The sequence below is a fragment of the Nonomuraea sp. NPDC050383 genome (genome assembly GCF_044459125.1).
Lineage (GTDB): Bacteria > Actinomycetota > Actinomycetes > Streptosporangiales > Streptosporangiaceae > Nonomuraea.
Window position 1 is genome coordinate 132265 of record NZ_JBITIP010000009.1, and the last position, 17686, is coordinate 149950.

A 17686-nucleotide genomic window follows, 5' to 3' on the forward strand; every position below is an offset into this window, starting at 1 on the left:
GCCTCGTGGACATCGACATGAGCGTCCTGCGCAGCCTGGAGAGGGAGAAGGACATCTCCTTCGACCTGGTCGTCAAGGCCATCGAGGACGCGCTGCTGATCGCGTATTTCCGCACGGAGGGCGCGGCGCCCAAGGCACGCGCCCAGCTCGACCGCACCAGCGGGCACGTCACGATCTTGGCGGCCGAGCTGGACGAGGACGGCGAGATCGTCCGGGAGTACGACGACACACCGGGCAACTTCAGCCGGATCGCGGCGACCACCGCCAAGCAGGTCATCCTGCAGCAGCTGCGCGACGCCGAGGACGAGATCAACTTCGGCGAGTTCGCCAGCCGTGAGGGCGAGCTGGTCTCGGGCGTGATCCAGCAGGGCAAGGACCCGCGCGTGGTGCTGGTCGACCTCGGCAAGATCGAGGCCGTGCTGCCGCACAACGAGCAGGTGCCCGGCGAGGACTACGTGCACGGTGAGCGCCTGCGCGTCTACGTGGTGCAGGTGAAGAAGGGCCACAAGGGCCCCTCGGTCACCCTGTCGCGCACGCACCCGGGCCTGGTCAAGAAGCTGTTCGCGCTGGAGGTGCCGGAGATCGCCGACGGCACCGTGGAGATCGCCGCGGTCGCCCGCGAGGCCGGCCACCGCACGAAGATCGCCGTCAGGTCGCGCAAGCCCGGCGTCAACCCGAAGGGCGCGTGCATCGGCCCGATGGGGTCGCGGGTGCGCAACGTGATGACCGAGCTGCACGGCGAGAAGATCGACATCATCGACTGGTCGGAGGACCCCGGCGAGTTCGTCGGGAATGCCCTGTCACCCGCGCGTGTTTCCCACGTCGAGGTTCTCGATCTCGAAGGGCGAGTGGCGAGGGTGACCGTGCCTGACTACCAGCTTTCGCTGGCGATCGGCAAGGAAGGGCAGAATGCCCGGCTTGCCGCCAGGCTCACCGGATGGCGGATTGACATCCGTCCTGACACCCAGGCCGAGGATGCCGCCGGTTCCGTAGATGCGTCAACGCGGTAAGCTGGAATATGGTGGCCAGGCGGGCCCGCAGCGCACCTGTGTGGGTTGCAGGGTTCGCACGGCTAAGTCCGAGCTGCTCCGCTTGGTGCGGGTCGGGGACCATGTGGTCCTTGACCTGCGAGGACGGCTTCCGGGCCGAGGGGCTTCACTGCACCCGGCCATGAGTTGTCTGGAGCTTGCCGAGCGTCGCCGAGCGTTTCCGCGCGCGTTTCGCGTGCCGGGGCCGCTTGACGTCTCGCGTGTGCGAGTGCACCTGGACGGGGAGGACCCACGAAATGTCATGTAGGACGCCGAGTTGATGGGCGGAGTCAGATTGCTATGAGCGCCTGATGAGCACGCGGCGATGAAGACCACAAGGTAACGACGGTCCGGACGGCACAGCCAGCCTCCCGGGCCGAGTAAGGGAGTGCAGTGGCGAAGGTCCGGGTATACGAGCTCGCTAAGGAGTTCGGAGTCGAGAGCAAGGTCGTCATGGCCAAGCTCCAGGAGATGGGGGAGTTCGTCCGTTCGGCGTCCTCCACCATAGAGGCGCCGGTCGTCCGGCGGCTCACCGAAGCATTGGGCGTATCCAAGCCCTCCAGGGGCGGCGGATCGTCGTCCAGGCCGCAGCCGCCCAGGGCTGCCCCCCGGCCGGCCGAGAGCCAGGCCGGCAACGGCGCCGCCGAGGCGCCGGCCCCCACGGCCCCGCGTCCGGGTCCGGGCCCCAAGCCCGGTCCGCGTCCGGGCCCTGCGGGTCCCTCGGCCCCGTCGGCCCCCACGAGTCCGGCGAGCCCCGCGGCAGGCACGCCTCGCCCGCCGGTGGCCATGCCTCACGAGCAGCAGCAGCAGCCCGAGGCCGCGCGCGGCGAGACGTCCGGCGCACCGCAGGCGCGCTTCGAGTCCGGATCGGGCACGCGCCCGACGCCGGGTCCCCGTCCGGGCCCCGCGGCTCGTCCCGGCCCCAAGCCGGGCCCCGCGCCCCGTCCGGGTGCCTCCGGCGGCGGCGCCCCCGGCGGTGCTCCGCGTCCCGGCGCCCCGGCCGGCTCCTCCGGTGGCGGTCCGCGCCCCGGCCCCGGTCCCAAGCCGGGCCCGCGTGGTCCCCGTCCGGGCAACAACCCGTTCTCGTCCAACGCCAGCGGCATGGGCCAGTCCCGTCCGCCGCGTCCGGGCGGCCAGCGTGACAGTGGCGGTCCCGGTCAGCGTGAGCGTCGTGACGGTCCGCCGCGCGACGGAGCGATGCCGCGTCCGCCGCAGAGCCGTGAGGGCGGCAGGCCTGCGCCCGGCGGCCCGCGTCCGGGTCCGCCCGGCGCCGCGGGTCCGCGTCCCGGCCCCGGTGCCGGTGGTCCCCGTCCTGGTGGACCGCGTCCCAACCCGATGATGATGCCGCAGGGCCGGCCCGCCGGTCCCGGTGGTGGCGGCGGCGGTGGCCGTCCGGGTGGCGGCCCCGGTGGCCGTCCCGGTGGCGGCGGTGGCCGTCCCGGCGGCGGTGGCGGCGGTCGTCCGGGTGGCGGCGGCGGTTTCGCCGGCCGTCCGGGTGGCGGCGGTGGCCGTCCCGGCACCAGCACAGGTGCTCCCGGCGGCGGTGGCGGCTTCGCCGGCCGTCCCGGTGGCGGCGGTCGCGGTCGCGGTGGCGGCACGGCCGGTGCCTTCGGGCGTCCCGGTGGCCGTCCGGCGCGCGGTCGCAAGTCCAAGCGCCAGAGGCGCCAGGAGTTCGACAACATGTCGGCGCCGGCGATCGGCGGCGTGCAGGTCGCTCGCGGCAACGGCGCGACGATCCGCCTTCCGCGCGGCGCGTCGCTGTCCGACTTCGCCGACCGCATCGGCGCGAACCCCGCCTCGCTCGTGCAGATCATGCTGCACCTCGGCGAGATGGTGACCGCGACGCAGTCGGTCAACGAGGACACCCTGCAGGCGCTCGGCGTCGAGCTGGACTACAACATCCAGATCGTCAGCCCGGAGGAGGAGGACCGCGAGCTTCTCGAGGCCTTCGACATCGAGTTCGGCGAGGACGACGGTGACGAGGCCGACCTGGCCGCGCGTCCGCCGGTCGTGACCGTCATGGGTCACGTCGACCACGGTAAGACCAAGCTGCTCGACGCCATCCGCAAGACCAACGTGGTGGCGCGCGAGGCGGGTGGCATCACCCAGCACATCGGTGCCTACCAGGTCGCCACCGAGCACGAGGGCGAAGAGCGCAAGATCACCTTCATCGACACCCCCGGTCACGAGGCGTTCACCGCCATGCGTGCCCGAGGCGCGAAGTCCACGGACATCGCGGTGCTGGTGGTCGCGGCCGACGACGGCGTGAAGCCGCAGACGATCGAGGCGCTCAACCACGCCCAGGCGGCCGACGTGCCGATCGTGGTCGCGGTCAACAAGGTGGACAAGGAGGGCGCCGACCCCAACAAGGTCAGGGCCCAGCTCACCGAGTACGGCCTGGTCGCGGAGGAGTACGGCGGCTCGACGCTCTTCGTCGACATCTCGGCGAAGAACGGCACCGGCATCGAGGAGCTCCTCGAGGCGATCATCCTGACCGCCGACGCCGAGCTCGACCTGCGGGCCAACCCGACCATGGACGCCCAGGGCATCGCGATCGAGGCGCACCTCGACAAGGGCCGCGGCCCCGTCGCGACCGTCCTCGTCCAGCGCGGCACGCTCCGCGTCGGCGACTCGATCGTCTGTGGCGAGGCCTACGGCCGCGTCCGGGCGATGCTCGACGACAGCGGCGAGCTGGTCGAAGAGGCCACGCCGTCCCGTCCCGTCCTGGTGATGGGCCTGACGGCCGTGCCGAGCGCCGGTGACAACTTCATCGTCGTCACCGACGACCGCATGGCCCGCCAGATCGCCCAGCAGCGCGCGGCGCGCAAGCGCAGCGCCGACATGGCGAAGTCGAGCCGTCGCCGCACCCTCGAGGAGCTGTTCAGCGACCTCGAGAAGGGCCGCGTCGACGAGCTCAAGCTCATCATCAAGGGTGACGTGTCCGGCTCGGTCGAGGCCCTGGAAGACGCTCTGCTCAAGATCGACGTCGGCGACGAGGTCAGGCTCCGTGTCCTGCACCGCGCCGTCGGCGCCATCACCGAGTACGACGTCAACCTGGCCGTCGCCGACGACAACGCGGTCATCATCGGCTTCAACGTCCGGCCTGAGCCCCGGGCGCGCGACCTGGCCGAGCGCGAGGGCGTCGACATCCGCTACTACTCGGTCATCTACCAGGCGATCGAGGAGATCGAGGCGGCGCTCAAGGGCATGCTCAAGCCCGAGTTCGAAGAGGTCCAGATGGGCACGGCGGAGGTCCGCGAGGTCTTCAAGGTGCCGAAGATCGGCAACGTCGCCGGTTCGCTGGTCCGCTCCGGCCTGATCGTCCGCAACAGCAAGGCCAGGATCATCCGCGACGGCGTCGTCATCGCGGACAACCTGACCGTCTCGTCGCTGCGTCGCTTCAAGGATGACGCGACCGAGGTCCGCGAGGGCTTCGAGTGCGGTATCGGTGTCGGCTACAACGACATCCGGATCGACGACGTGATCGAGACGTTCGAAATGCGGGAGAAGCCGCGCGCGTAAGCACGCGGCCGGGCGCTCGGCGGACCATCCGCCGAGCGCCCCTCGCACGCCCGGGCCTGGTCCCCACCGCAGCAGGACCGGCGTGCGTCTCACTCACCAGGACAAGCGGTGGCAACCAACGATGTATGTGGGTGCTCTTACCCTGGACATCCTGCTCGGCGACGTCCACTCGCTGAAGCAGAAGCGCTCCGTCGTGCGTCCCCTGGTCGCGGAGGTGCAGCGGCGCTTTCCCGCCGTGGCCGTGGCCGAGACCGGCCATCTCGACCTGCATCGCCGGGCGGAGGTCGGCATCGCGGTGGTGTCCGCCTCGGCGGCCAACTGCAAGGAAGTGATGGACGCCTGCGAGCGGCTGGTGGCGTTCCGGCCCGAGATCGAGCTGCTGTCGGCCAGGCAGCGGCTCTACAACGACGAAGACTGAACGACTGCACGACAGGAGTCGTGCGTGAGGGGGAGCGAACATGGTGGACGCAGCGCGAGCGCGCAAGCTCGCCGACCGCATCCAGCAGATCGTCGCCGAGATGCTGGAGCGGCGGATCAAGGACCCGCGCCTCGGCTTCGTCACCGTGACCGACACGCGCATCACCGCTGACCTGCGCGAGGCCACGGTCTTCTACACGGTGTTCGGCTCCGACGCCGAGCGCGCCGACAGCGCCGCCGCCCTGGAGAGCGCCAAGGGGATCATCCGGGCGGAGGTGGGCCGGCAGACAGGTGTGCGGTTCACCCCGACCTTGGCGTTCAAGCACGACCCGCTGCCCGACAGCGCGCGGCAGCTCGACACCCTCATCAACGCGGCACGGGCGAAGGACGCCGAAGTGGCGCGCAAGGCCGAGGGGGCCGCCTACGCGGGCGAGGCCGACCCCTACAAGAAGGCCGATGAGGAGGAGGACGACCAGGCGGGACACCCGGCGCCGTGACGCCCGACGTCCACGCCCGGACGGTGCCGCCCGATCACTCGGCGCCTTCCGACCACACGGTGCCGCCCGATCACTCGGCGCCTTCCGACCACACGGTGCCGCCCGATCACTCGGCGCCTTCCGACCACACGGTGCCTCCTGATCGCACGGCGCCTCCCGGCCGCGCGGTCGTCCCGCCGGAGGCCGGCGCCACGGGAGACCGCGGCGTGACGGGCCAGGACCCGTTGGGCGGCGGCGTCCCCGAGGCGGCCTGGGAGCGGGCGGTCGAGCTCATCTCCCGGGCCGACGAGATCGCCCTGGCCTGTCACGTGTCGCCCGACGGCGACGCGCTCGGCTCGATGCTGGCCACCGGCTTCGTGCTGCGCTCGCTGGGCAAGCGGGTCGTCGCGTCGTTCGGCGACCGCCGGTTCGCGGTGCCGCGCCTGCTCGGGTTCCTGCCGGGCCAGGACATGCTGAGCCCGCCCCAGGACTTCCCGGCCGCGCCCGAGCTGATGATCACCTTCGACTCGGCGTCGTCCGACCGGCTCGGCCTGCTCGGCGCGAACGCCGCCGCCGCCCGCGAGCTCATCGTGGTGGACCACCACCCGTCGTGCTCCGGGTTCGGCACGCTCGGCCTCATCTCCCCGAAGGCGGCCGCCACGGCCATGCTCGCCGAGCAGCTCATCTACCGTCTCGGCGGCACCCTGGACCGTGACATCGCGACGTGCCTGTACGCGGGGCTGGTGACCGACACCGGGTCCTTCCGGCACTCCTCGACCTCTCCCGCGGCCCACGAGATGGCCGCGCGCCTGGTCGCCACCGGACTGCGCACCGACGAGATCGCCCGGGAGCTGTGGGACCGCTCGCCGTTCGGCTACCTCAAGGTGCTCGCCGCCGCGCTCGACCGGGTGAAGCTGGAGGACCGGCTCGTGTGGACGTACGTGACGCGGGTCGACCGGGCCGCGTACGGCCTGCCGTACAGCGAGCTCGAAGGCGTCATCGACATCGTGCGCCGGGCCGACGAGGCCGAGGTCGCGGTGGTGTGCAAGGAGGACGACGACGGCGCCTGGCAGGTGTCCACCCGCTCCAAGGGCGCGGTGGACGTCGCGGCGGTGTGCACGGCGATGGGCGGCGGCGGCCACCACAACGCCGCCGGGTTCACCTCGCACGACGGAGTCGAGGAGACCATGACGAGGTTCCGCGAGCAGCTGAGGAAGGTCTAGATGGCCGAGAGTGGCCTGATCATCGTCGACAAGCCCGCCGACTGGACGTCGCACGACGTGGTGGCCAGGATGCGCCGCCTCGCGGGCACGCGCCGGGTCGGCCACGCGGGCACGCTCGACCCGATGGCGACGGGCGTGCTGGTGGTGGGCGTGGAGAAGGCGACCCGGCTGCTCGGCCACCTGGCGCTGACCGAGAAGGTCTACACGGCGACCATGCGGCTCGGCGTGACCACCAACACCGACGACGCCGAGGGCGAGGTCACGGCCACGGCCTCGGCCGCCGCCGTCACCCCGGCGGAGGTCCACAAGGGCGTGGCCGCGCTCACCGGCGAGATCATGCAGATCCCGCCGCAGGTCAGCGCGATCAAGGTGGACGGGCAGCGCGCCTACAAGCGGGCCCGCGCCGGCGAGGAGGTGGAGCTGGCCGCCCGGCCGGTCACCGTGTACGGCTTCGAGGTGCTCGACGTGCGCGCCCACGACGACGTGGTGGACGTGGACGCGGTGGTCACCTGCTCCAGCGGCACCTACATCCGGGCCCTGGCCCGTGACCTCGGCTCGGGCCTCGGCGTCGGCGGCCACCTGACCCGGCTGCGCCGCACGCGGGTCGGCCCGTACGACCTGTCGATGGCCCGCACGCTGGACGAGCTGGCGCAGGAGTGCGTCGTCCTGCCCATCGGCGAGGCGGTCGCGGCGGCCTTCCCCCGGCGCGACGTGACGGCCGAGCAGGCGACGCTGGTCCGCCACGGCGGGCGGCTGCCCGCCGCGGGGCTGGGCGCGGGGCCGATCGGGGTGTTCGGCCCGGACGGCGACCTGCTGGCGCTGGTGGAGGAGCAGGGCCGCACGGCCCGCCCGCTGGCGGTCTTCGCCTCCTAGCGGCCCCCTCCCGCTATGCGGTGGATCGGGACGCGAGAGAGCCGATCCCTACGGCTTGCGGGCCACCATGAGGTCGCGCACGATGGCCTGGTCCACCCAGTGCTCGAAGTCGGGGAGCGCCGCCACCTCCAGCCCCGCCGAGGCGAGGATGGCAGCCAGCTCCTCCCGGCCGCCGCCGTAGGTGTTCCACGACACGCCCAGCGCCCCGCCGGGCCGTAGCAGCTCCGCCCACACCGGCACGGCCTTGGAGATCAGCTCCAGGGGGCTGCGCGACAGCCCCTTGCCGCCGGCCCGCCCGCCGTGGCTGCCGTGCTGCACGCCGTACGGGGCGTCGGTCACGATCACGTCGAACGAGCGGGGCTTGAAGAACTCGCGGCTGCGCAGGGTGTCGGCGTTGACCACGGAGACGTGCTGCACGTCGCCCGCCTTGAACCCGTCCTTCGACAGCGCGAAGGCGACGTTGAGCCGCCTGCCCACCAGCGCCCGCTCCCGGCGCACCGGCACGGTCTCGGCCGTGTGCTTGAGCCGCTTGTTGCGCAGCCACGTCTTGATGAACCCGGTGTAGGCCTCGACGTCCTTGCCGTCCACGTCCAGCCCGTAGGCGTCGTAGCCGTACATGAGGGCCTGGTTGAGGGTGGTGCCGCGCCCGCACATCGGATCGAAGACGGACAGCCTGCCGCCGAGCGGGAAGTCGGAGGCCAGCACGGTGACGTTGAGCAGCAGCTTGGTGAAGTGCTCGTTGGTCTTGCCCGCGTACTTCTGGATCGTGAGCAGGTCGCTGCTCAGCCGGTCGAGCGGCCGCATGGCCAGCGGCCGCAGCAGCTCGCCCTCCGTCCCGGACCCCTCCATCCCGAACAGGGCGTAGACCGATGAGAGGTTGGACAGCAGCGCGACGTCGTCCTCGCCCAGCGGCTCGGGCGTCTCGAACGTCACGTACGGCAGGCCGCCGATGCGCGTCTCGCCGATGTCGGACACGGCGCCGCGCAGCCCCCGCTCGCTGAAGACGGCCAGTTCGGCCCGGGTCAGCCGGGGAGAGCTCTCGCCGTAGACGCGGTTGTAGGCGGGCAGGATCAGCAGCGCGTATCGAGGCATGGTGCGACCGATGGTACCCCTCTCCATCGCCCCCCTCGATTGGAGCGAACGCCCGGCCGCATGGCAGGCTTGGGGGGACTGATCCGCCACGAGCGAATGGGGCCGGCGTGCAGGGTGGCGTGCAGGGTTCGGAGAGATCCGTGGTCGCCGTCGGCGTCTTCGACGGCGTTCACCGTGGACACCGGCGGGTGATCGAGCGGGCCGTCGCCGCCGCCCGCGAGCTGGGGGCGCGCTGCGTGGCCGTCACGTTCGAGCCGCACCCCGACGACGTCGTCGTGCCCGGCTCGTGGACGCCCAGGCTGACCACGCCGCGGCGGCGCGCGGAGCTGCTGACCGCGCTGGGCGTGGACGAGCTGTGCGTGCTGGAGTTCACGCTGGAGCTGTCGCGCACGAGCGCCGACGACTTCGCCGAGACCGTGCTGTCCGACCGGCTGCGCGCCGCGACGGTCGTGGTCGGCGAGGACTTCACGTTCGGTCACCGCGCGGCGGGCGACGTCGAGACGCTGCGCGCGCTGGGGGACAAGCACGACTTCACGGTGGAGACCGTCCCGCTGCTCGACGGGGTCTCCAGCGCCGGTGTCCGGGAGCGGCTGGTGGCGGGCGACGTCGAGGGCGCCGCCGCGGCGCTCGGCCGCCCGCACCGGGTCGAGGGCGTCGTGGTGCGCGGCTACCAGCGCGGCCGTCAGCTCGGCTTCCCCACGGCCAACGTCGAGACGCCGCCGCACACGGCCATCCCCGCCGACGGGGTCTACGCCGGGTGGATGGAGTGCGTGCCCGTCGCCAACCTGCCGGTCGTCTACGCGGGCGAGCGCTGGCCCGCCGCCATCTCGATCGGCACCAACCCGACGTTCGAGGGCGTGCCGCGCACCGTCGAGGCGTACGCGCTGGACCGCGACGACCTGGAGCTGTACGGCGTGCACGTCGCGGTGGAGTTCGCGGCCCGGCTGCGCGGCAACACCCGCTTCGACTCGATCGAGGCGCTGGTCGAGCAGATCAACGCCGACGTCGCCGCGGCCCGTCGCCTGACCGCCTGACCGCCGTCGCGGCCCGCCTCCTGAGCCGCCTCCCGGGCCGTCTCCTGGCCCCCGGCGTCACGCGGAGTACGTGGACACGCCACCCGTGGTGGTACTCTTGCATGTCGGCTCTGTGACGGCGCCGCAGCGCGCTGCCCTGAAGGCCTTCGCTGCGGTGACTGTAGGCACGCACGGTCGCTCGCTCTTCCTGTTCGCAGGCGTGCCCGTAGATTGAAGGAGAGCCGTGTCCCTCGACACCGCTGCCAAGAAGACCATCATCGCCGAGTACGCGACGGCCGACGGCGACACCGGGTCGCCCGAGGTGCAGATCGCGCTGCTCAGCAAGCGCATCAGCGAGCTGACCGAGCACCTGAAGACGCACAAGCACGACCACCACAGCCGTCGTGGTCTGCTGCTGCTCGTCGGACGCCGGCGCCGCCTGCTGAAGTACCTGCAGAAGGTCGACATCGCGCGTTACCGGTCGCTCATCGAGCGGCTCGGCCTGCGGCGATAACATGGTGAGGGAGCGGCGTCCGCGTCGCTCCCTTCTCATATGGCGCAGAAGGCCGGTGTGTCGCCGCTGACGCGGTGGGCATCTGGCATACAACTGAAGATCCGAGACACTACAGCCCCCGCGTCCGCTCAGCACCATGCGACCCGCGACGCCTGCGGGCCGGTCCTCGGTAGTGGCTTCCGGTAAGCAAGACCGGGCGCTTCGATCGAAGACCGGCGCTGCACCTAACGAGGGTGCCGGTGAGAAAAGAGGGCGCGGGTGACCGACCAAAAGGAGGTCCCCCGTGGAGGGTGTCCACACCGCCGAAGCCGTTATCGACAACGGCGCGTTCGGCTCGCGCACGATCCGGTTCGAGACCGGTCGTCTGGCGCGTCAGGCGGCGGGTTCGGCCGTCGCGTATCTCGACAGCGACACGATGGTGCTGTCCGCGACCACCGCGTCCCGGCAGCCCAAGGAGAACCTCGACTTCTTCCCGCTCACGGTGGATGTCGAGGAGCGCATGTACGCCGCGGGCCGCATCCCCGGCTCGTTCTTCCGGCGTGAGGGACGTCCCTCCGAGGACGCCATCCTCACCTGCCGCCTGATCGACCGGCCGCTGCGCCCGTCGTTCGTCAAGGGCCTGCGCAACGAGGTCCAGGTCGTCGCGACCGTCATGGCGCTCAACCCCGACCACCTGTACGACGTGGTCGCGATCAACGCCGCGTCGCTGTCGACGCAACTGGCCGGCCTGCCGTTCTCCGGCCCGATCGGCGGCGTCCGCGTCGCGCTGATCGACGGCCAGTGGGTGGGCTTCCCGACCCACTCCGAGCTGGAGCGGGCCACCTTCGACATGGTCGTGGCCGGCCGGGTGCTGGCCGACGGCGACGTCGCCATCATGATGGTCGAGGCCGAGTCCACCAAGGACACGCTGAAGCTGGTCGCCGACGGCGCCGTGGCCCCGACCGAGGAGACGGTCGCGCAGGGCCTGGAGGCCGCCAAGCCGTTCATCAAGGTGCTGTGCGAGGCGCAGTCGCGCATCGCGCAGGTCGCCGCGAAGGAGACCGCCGAGTACGCCGTCTTCCTCGACTACCAGGAGGACGTCTACGCCGCGGTCGAGAACGCGGTGAAGACCGAGCTGGCCGCCGCGCTGACCATCGCTCCCAAGCAGGAGCGCGAGGCGGAGCTGGAGAAGGTCAAGGCGCTGGCCGCCGAGAAGCTGCTGCCCGAGTTCGAGGGACGCGAGAAGGAGATCAGCGCCGCGTTCCGCTCGGTGATGAAGAAGCTCATGCGTGAGCGGGTCATCAGCGAGGGCATCCGCATCGACGGCCGTGGCACCAAGGACATCCGCGCCCTGTCGGCCGAGGTCCACGTGGTGCCCCGGGTGCACGGCTCGGCCCTGTTCGAGCGTGGCGAGACCCAGATCCTGGGCATCACGACGCTCAACATGCTGCGCATGGAGCAGGTCATCGACACGCTCAACCCTGAGCGGACCAAGCGCTACATGCACAACTACAACTTCCCGCCCTACTCCACCGGTGAGACCGGCCGGGTGGGCTCGCCCAAGCGGCGCGAGATCGGCCACGGCGCGCTGGCCGAGCGGGCGCTGATCCCGGTCCTGCCCACGCGTGAGGAGTTCCCGTACGCGATCCGGCAGGTGTCGGAGGCTCTCAGCTCCAACGGCTCCACCTCGATGGGCTCGGTCTGCGCCTCCACGATGGCGCTGCTCGACGCCGGTGTGCCGCTCAAGGCCATGGTCGCGGGCATCGCGATGGGCCTGATCGGCGAGGGCGACAGCTACGTGACGCTGACCGACATCCTCGGCGCCGAGGACGCCATGGGCGACATGGACTTCAAGGTCGCCGGCACCAAGGACGTCATCACCGCCTTGCAGCTCGACACCAAGCTCGACGGCATCCCCGCCAGTGTGCTGGCCGGTGCCCTCAAGCAGGCCAAGGGCGCCCGCCTGGCGATCCTCGACGTGATGCAGGAGGCGATCGACTCCCCGGCGGAGATGAACCCGACCGCGCCGCGCATCATCACGATCAAGGTCCCGGTCGACAAGATCGGCGAGGTCATCGGCCCGAAGGGCAAGATGATCAACCAGATCCAGGACGAGTCGGGCGCCGAGATCACCATCGAGGACGACGGCACGATCTACATCGGCGCCACCGACGGCCCGTCCGCCGAGGCGGCCCGTTCGGCGATCAACGCCATCGCCAACCCGCACATGCCGGAGGTGGGCGAGCGCTACCTCGGCACGGTCGTCAAGATCGCCGCGTTCGGCGCGTTCGTCTCGCTCATGCCGGGCAAGGACGGCCTGCTGCACGTCTCGCAGATCCGCAAGCTGCACGGCGGCAAGCGCATCGAGAACGTCGAGGACGTCATGAGCGTCGGCGAGAAGATCCAGGTGGAGATCGCCGAGATCGACCAGCGCGGCAAGCTCTCTCTCGTGCCCGTCGAGGTCATCGAGAAGGAGGCCGCCGAGCAGGAGGGCAAGGCCGAGTCCGGGGGCGAGCAGGCCTCGGCGGACGGGGCCCCGGCCGCCGACGACAAGCCCCGTGAGGAGCGGCCCCGCCGCACCCGCACGCGGGTTCGCGCTCCCCGTGACGACGCCGACGACCGCAACTCGTGACCCTCACCACCACGCTGCACCCCGGCCGTGAAGGGGCCGGGGTCGTCAGGCGCACCGTTCTCCCCGGTGGACTGCGCGTGGTGACCGAGACCATGCCGACCGTGCGCAGTGTCGCGGTCGGCATGTGGGTCGGCATCGGTTCCCGGGACGAGGCCCCCGAGCACATGGGGGCCACCCATTTCCTCGAACACCTCCTGTTCAAGGGCACCCCCACGCGTGACGCGATGGAGATCTCGGCCTCCATCGAGGGCATCGGCGGCGAGATCAACGCGTTCACCGCCAAGGAGTACACCTGCTACTACGCGCGGGTCCTCGACGAGGACCTGGCCGTCGCGGTGGATGTGCTCGCCGACGTGGTGACCAGCTCGCTCATCACCGACGACGACGTGGAGTCCGAGCGGGGCGTGATCCTGGAGGAGATCGCCATGCACGACGACGACCCGTCCGACGTCGTGTACGAGCAGTTCGCGGCGGCGCTGTACGGCGACACCCCGATCGGGCGGCCCATCCTGGGCACGGTCGAGTCGATCAACGAGCTCCCCCGTGAGCGGATCGCCGAGTACTACCGCCGCTACTACGAGCCGCGCCGCACGGTCGTCTCGGTCTGCGGCAACGTCCGGCACGAGGATGTCGTCGAGCTGGTCGCGCGGGCGTACGAGCGGGCGGGCGCGCTCGGCGGGCCCCTCGACTGCGACCCGCCGCGCACCACCGGGCCGGGCGTCGAGACGCACTCCGGCGTGACGGTGCTCGACCGTCCCACCGAGCAGGCCAACCTGGTGCTCGGCACCACCGGCATGTCCCGGACCGACGACCGCCGCTTCGCGCTCGGCGTGCTCAACGCCGCGCTCGGCGGCGGCATGTCGTCGCGGCTCTTCCAGGAGATCCGGGAGAAGCGCGGACTGGCCTACTCGGCCTACAGCTACACCTCGGCCTACGCCGACACCGGGCAGTTCGGCATCTACGTCGGCTGCCTCCCGTCCAAGATCGACGATGTGCTGAAGATCTGCCGGGACGAGGTCGCCCGGGTGGTCTCCGAGGGGCTGGACCCCGACGAGATCGTCCGCGGCAAGGGCCAGATGCGCGGCGGGCTCGTCCTCGGCCTGGAGGACACCGGCTCGCGCATGTCGCGGATCGGCAAGAACGAGCTGGTCTACGACGAGCTGCTGTCCGTGGACGAGGTACTGGCGCGCATCGACGCGGTCACGCCCGACGAGGTAGCCGAGGTGGCCGCCGACGTCCTCACCCGGCCGCTCACGCTCGCCGTGATCGGCCCGTACGGTGACAAGGACTTCTCCGGCGCCATCTCCTGACGCCGGCCGCTCCGCGCGGGTCCTCCTGTGGCCCGCGCGGACCGGCCGTATAGGGTTGACCGTGTGATCAAGGTAGGTGTGCTCGGCGCCCGCGGTCGTGTCGGCGTCGAGGTGTGCAAGGCGGTCGAGGCGGCCTCCGACATGGAGCTGGTGGCCGCGCTCGACAAGGACGACGCCGTCGAGGGCCTGCAAGGCGCCGAGGTGGTGGTCGACTTCACCCATCCCGACGTCGTCATGGGCAACCTGGAGTGGGCGATCGGGCACGGGATCCACCCGGTGGTCGGCACCACCGGGTTCGACGCCGCGCGGCTCGACACCGTACGCGGCTGGCTGGCGGCCTCACCGGGCACCAACGCCCTGATCGCGCCCAACTTCGGGATCGCGGCCGTGCTGATGATGCACTTCGCGCAGCAGGCGGCCCGCCACTTCGAGTCGGTCGAGATCGTCGAGCTGCACCACCCGAACAAGGCCGACGCCCCCTCCGGCACCGCCCGCCGTACCGCGGAGCTGGTGGCCGAGTCGCGGGCCAAGGCCGGACTGGGCGCCATGCCCGACGCCACCAGCACCGAGCTCGACGGCGCGCGCGGAGCCGACGTGGGCGGCGTCCACGTGCACGCCGTCCGGCTGGCGGGGCTGATCGCGCACCAGGAGGTGCTGCTCGGCGGCGGCGGCGAGATCCTCACCATCCGGCACGACACCATGAGCCGGGCCGCGTTCACCCCGGGCGTGCTGCTCGGCGTGCGCAGGGTGCGGGAGCTGCCCGGCCTCACCGTGGGCCTGGAGCCCCTGCTGGACCTCTGAGACTCGGAGCCCCGGAGAGACACGGCGTGCCCACCGCCTGCGAGCAGGCGAGTGGGCACGGGTGCCGAAGGAGCCTCGGCGCCGCACCGCCGAGCCACACGCTCTGCACACTATTACAGAGGCGCCGTCCCGCCCGAACATGAGACCGTGTCGCCATGGTGCGATGGGCCGACGCCGGGGAACTGCCCGGCCTGGTGGAGATAGAGCTGGCCGCCGACGCGTTGTTCGAGCAGGTCGGGATCACGTTCCCGGGGGGGACGACGCTGGTAGAGGAGGTCCGGGACCCCTCGTCGGTCCTGGTCGAGGGGTCCCCGCCGGTGGGCTTCGCCCTGGTGGGACGGGTGGACGGCAACCTCCACCTGGAACAGCTCGCCGTGCGTCCCGAGCGGATGCGGCAGGGGATCGGCGGGCGGCTGGTCGCGGCGGTGCGCGACCACGCGCTGGCGTGCGGCGCTCCCTCGGTGACGCTGACGACGTTCCGGGACGTGCCGTGGAACGCCCCCTGGTACGAACGGCACGGCTTCGGCGTGCTGCCGGAGGAGGCGTGGGGGCCGGAGCTGCGGGCGCTGGTGGAGCACGAGCGCGAGCTGGGCATCGAGGTGGCGCCCCGTGTTGTCATGAGCGCGGCGTCGTCATGAGCGCGGCGTCGTCATGAGCGCGGCGTCGTCATGAGCGCGGCGGTCCGCTGACGACGGATGACAGCCGCCTTCGGCCTGCCCGCGCCGCTCGCCTTCGGCGAGCGGGTCAGAGGCTGACGGCCAGGCCGATCGCGAACAGCAGGCCGTACGCCATCTGCAGCTTGCCCGTCGCCTGCAGCACGCCGATCAGCGCCGGCCCGACCGCGCCGTGCAGCACCGTCTTGACCGGCATGACCGCCAGCGGCGCCGCCAGCACCGCGAGCGGGGCCAGCGGCGCCCACGGGAGCATCGCGACCGCCACCACGAACGGCGCGATCAGGCACACGGCGTACAGCGTGCGCGTGCGCTCGGCGCCCAGGACCACCGCGAGCGTCCGCTTGCCGGCCGGCCCGTCGGTCGTCACGTCCCGCAGGTTGTTGACCACGAGCATCGAGCACGACAGCAGCCCCACCGGGATCGAGGCCAGCAGCGCCGCCCACGAGAGCTGCTCGGTCTGCACGTACGCCGTGCCCATCACCGGCACCAGGCCGAAGAAGACGAACACGGCCGCCTCGCCCAGCGCCCGGTAGCCGTACGGGTTCTTGCCGCCCGTGTAGAACCAGGCGGCGGCGATCGACGCGGCGCCCACGAGCAGGATCCACCACGCCCGGGTGGCGATCACGAGGGTCAGCCCGAGCACCGCCGCCGCGGCGAAGCAGCCGAGCGCGGCGGCCAGCACCTGCGGCGGCGTCGCGGCCCGCGAGCCGACGAGCCGCATGGGGCCCACTCGCTCGTCGTCCGTGCCGCGCACGCCGTCGCTGTAGTCGTTGGCGTAGTTGACGCCGATCTGCAGCAGCAGCGCCACGAGCAGCGCGACGACCGCGCGCCACCAGATCGGCTGTCCCTCGCCGATCGCCACGCCGGTGCCGACCACGACGGGCACGACGGCGTTGGGCAGGGTGCGGGGACGCGCGCCGGCGATCCACTGGCCGGGGGTTGCCATCTCGGAAATCCTTAGCTGATGTCGGTGGTGAGCCTGACCATGCGGATCGAGCGACCCATGTCGAGCACGCGCTCGGCCATGTCCTCGCCCCATCCGGCCGACTCCAGGAAGCCCAGCACCGCGTAGTTGTCGGCGAACACCCACGTGGCGATCTGCCGGTAACCGTCCTGGCGCAGGTGGTCGACCGTCGCGTTGAGCAGGCGGCTGCCGTGGCCGCGCCGGACGAAGTCCGGGTCCACCAGCAGCGTCAGCATCTCGGCCACCTCGGTGGGGTCGAGGTCGGGGTCCTCGGCCGGCGCGTGCGAGGCCAGGCCCACCACGCGCTCACCGCCTCGCGGGGTGGCGGGGACGCCGCTGCCTCCCACGCCGAGCGCGGGGAACCCCTCGGTGTCCAGGATGGTCTCCACCGCGACCAGCACCCGGTGCCTCGACGTGGGCGGGGCGACGATCGCCTCGTCCCACTGGCGCAGCCACATCTTCTCGGCCGCCGGGCCGGTCATCTGCTCCAAAGGGCCCTCGGGCAGGAAATCCCGATAGCCGTAGCGCCAGGCGCGGATCTGAACATTCGCCACCTGGAGCACATCCTCGCGCCGGGCCGCCCGGACGCCTACGTCTGCCATCTCGGCCCGCTCCTTCGCCTGCCGTTCGTGCCACAAGGCACGAGTTACACCGTATCGGTGTTTGAGGCTTGGAGACGACGCGAACCCTGCTTCCTCGCCCGGTAGGCGCGCGTTTTGGTGCGGTTGCCGCAGACCCGCATGGAGCACCACGAGCGAGATCGATTTTTCGAGAAGTCGATGAACGCCCACTCGCAGGTGATCTCCGCGCACACCTTGAGCCGGTCCCAGGAGGCGTCGGTGACCGCGGCGGCGATCACGGCTAGCGCCCCCGGGATCCCGCTCTCGACCGCCACCAGCCGGGGCCTCGGGTCGATCGCCAGCCGGAGCGGCAGGAGGGGTAACCCGCCGCTTCCGCCGTCCTGCCGGCGGAGCGCGGCGCGCAGCCCCTCGCGCAGTGCCAGCGCGGTGGTCAGGTCGTCGTCCGCGGCCCGGTCGAGCGGGCCGGCCAGGCCGCGCTCGCGCAGCCACAACGCCAGCTCCGCCGGGGAGGCCAGCTCGTCCGCCCCGGACTCCACGTCCAACGTGTTCACGAAGTCGCGCACGAGCTCCGCGGGTGCCGGCATGCC

Annotated in this window: 17 protein-coding genes; 13 read left to right on the plus strand and 4 right to left on the minus strand. The window is 71.6% G+C overall.

The genetic code is table 11. The annotated features are described in order from the left end of the window. The first annotated feature begins 5 nt into the window (after positions 1-5). The 7 genes from nusA to truB all read left to right on the plus strand — a co-directional run bounded on the left by nusA (position 6) and on the right by truB (position 7539). Positions 6-1010 (plus strand): transcription termination factor NusA, encoded by a 1005-nt coding sequence (gene nusA, locus ACIBG4_RS23250; RefSeq protein ID WP_310717405.1) that lies wholly within the window; start codon positions 6-8, stop codon positions 1008-1010. Next, entirely contained in the window at positions 994-1296 is a 303-nt protein-coding gene (locus ACIBG4_RS23255) for a YlxR family protein (RefSeq protein WP_310717404.1), read from the plus strand. The genes nusA and ACIBG4_RS23255 overlap by 17 nt, the downstream gene beginning before the upstream one ends. A 125-nt stretch (positions 1297-1421) precedes the next feature. Further along, positions 1422-4550, plus strand: coding sequence for a translation initiation factor IF-2 (infB, locus tag ACIBG4_RS23260; RefSeq protein WP_397203569.1), 3129 nt, complete (start codon positions 1422-1424; stop codon positions 4548-4550). Positions 4551-4671: 121 nt separating this feature from the next. Next, a complete protein-coding gene (locus tag ACIBG4_RS23265; RefSeq protein WP_310717354.1) occupies positions 4672-4968 on the plus strand; it encodes a DUF503 domain-containing protein in 297 nt (98 codons plus the stop codon). Positions 4969-5008: 40 nt separating this feature from the next. Further along, positions 5009-5464 carry a 30S ribosome-binding factor RbfA gene (gene rbfA, locus ACIBG4_RS23270; protein ID WP_397203570.1) on the plus strand — a complete coding sequence of 152 codons (456 nt, stop codon included), beginning with the start codon at positions 5009-5011 and terminating at the stop codon, positions 5462-5464. Positions 5465-5670: 206 nt separating this feature from the next. Next, positions 5671-6666 (plus strand): bifunctional oligoribonuclease/PAP phosphatase NrnA, encoded by a 996-nt coding sequence (locus tag ACIBG4_RS23275; protein WP_397203571.1) that lies wholly within the window; start codon positions 5671-5673, stop codon positions 6664-6666. Then, positions 6667-7539 (plus strand): tRNA pseudouridine(55) synthase TruB, encoded by an 873-nt coding sequence (gene truB, locus ACIBG4_RS23280; RefSeq protein WP_310717357.1) that lies wholly within the window; start codon positions 6667-6669, stop codon positions 7537-7539. 48 nt (positions 7540-7587) lie between these two features. On the opposite strand, the gene ACIBG4_RS23285 is transcribed toward truB, so the two are convergent. Then, positions 7588-8631, minus strand: a complete 1044-nt coding sequence (locus tag ACIBG4_RS23285) for a TRM11 family SAM-dependent methyltransferase (protein WP_397203572.1) — start codon at positions 8629-8631, stop codon at positions 7588-7590. A gap of 119 nt (positions 8632-8750) precedes the next feature. On the opposite strand from ACIBG4_RS23285, the gene ACIBG4_RS23290 reads away from it, so the two are divergent. The 6 genes from ACIBG4_RS23290 (at position 8751) to ACIBG4_RS23315 (ending at position 15518) form a co-directional block, all read left to right on the plus strand. After that, positions 8751-9665, plus strand: a complete 915-nt coding sequence (locus ACIBG4_RS23290; RefSeq protein ID WP_397203573.1) for a bifunctional riboflavin kinase/FAD synthetase — start codon at positions 8751-8753, stop codon at positions 9663-9665. A gap of 223 nt (positions 9666-9888) precedes the next feature. After that, positions 9889-10158, plus strand: coding sequence for a 30S ribosomal protein S15 (gene rpsO, locus ACIBG4_RS23295; RefSeq protein ID WP_219471539.1), 270 nt, complete (start codon positions 9889-9891; stop codon positions 10156-10158). A gap of 283 nt (positions 10159-10441) precedes the next feature. Beyond that, positions 10442-12769, plus strand: a complete 2328-nt coding sequence (locus tag ACIBG4_RS23300) for a polyribonucleotide nucleotidyltransferase (protein ID WP_355446853.1) — start codon at positions 10442-10444, stop codon at positions 12767-12769. After that, on the plus strand, positions 12766-14079 hold the full coding sequence (locus tag ACIBG4_RS23305) for a M16 family metallopeptidase (protein ID WP_397203574.1): 1314 nt from the start codon (positions 12766-12768) through the stop codon (positions 14077-14079). The genes ACIBG4_RS23300 and ACIBG4_RS23305 overlap by 4 nt, the downstream gene beginning before the upstream one ends. A 63-nt stretch (positions 14080-14142) precedes the next feature. Continuing rightward, a complete protein-coding gene (dapB, locus tag ACIBG4_RS23310; protein WP_355446847.1) occupies positions 14143-14880 on the plus strand; it encodes a 4-hydroxy-tetrahydrodipicolinate reductase in 738 nt (245 codons plus the stop codon). Between the two features lie 155 nt (positions 14881-15035). Continuing rightward, positions 15036-15518, plus strand: a complete 483-nt coding sequence (locus tag ACIBG4_RS23315) for a GNAT family N-acetyltransferase (RefSeq protein ID WP_397203575.1) — start codon at positions 15036-15038, stop codon at positions 15516-15518. 106 nt (positions 15519-15624) lie between these two features. Here the strand turns inward: ACIBG4_RS23315 and ACIBG4_RS23320 are convergent, their stop codons facing one another. From ACIBG4_RS23320 to ACIBG4_RS23330, 3 genes are read right to left on the minus strand one after another with little or no spacing between them, the layout of a single operon-like run. Continuing rightward, positions 15625-16500: a 1,4-dihydroxy-2-naphthoate polyprenyltransferase gene (locus ACIBG4_RS23320; RefSeq protein WP_310717364.1), complete on the minus strand. Its 876-nt coding sequence runs from the start codon at positions 16498-16500 to the stop codon at positions 15625-15627. A gap of 11 nt (positions 16501-16511) precedes the next feature. Further along, complete coding sequence (locus tag ACIBG4_RS23325; protein ID WP_310717365.1) at positions 16512-17120, minus strand: GNAT family N-acetyltransferase; 609 nt, start codon at positions 17118-17120, stop codon at positions 16512-16514. Positions 17121-17164: 44 nt separating this feature from the next. Next, positions 17165-17683: a CGNR zinc finger domain-containing protein gene (locus tag ACIBG4_RS23330; protein ID WP_310717366.1), complete on the minus strand. Its 519-nt coding sequence runs from the start codon at positions 17681-17683 to the stop codon at positions 17165-17167. Positions 17684-17686 lie beyond the last annotated feature (3 nt).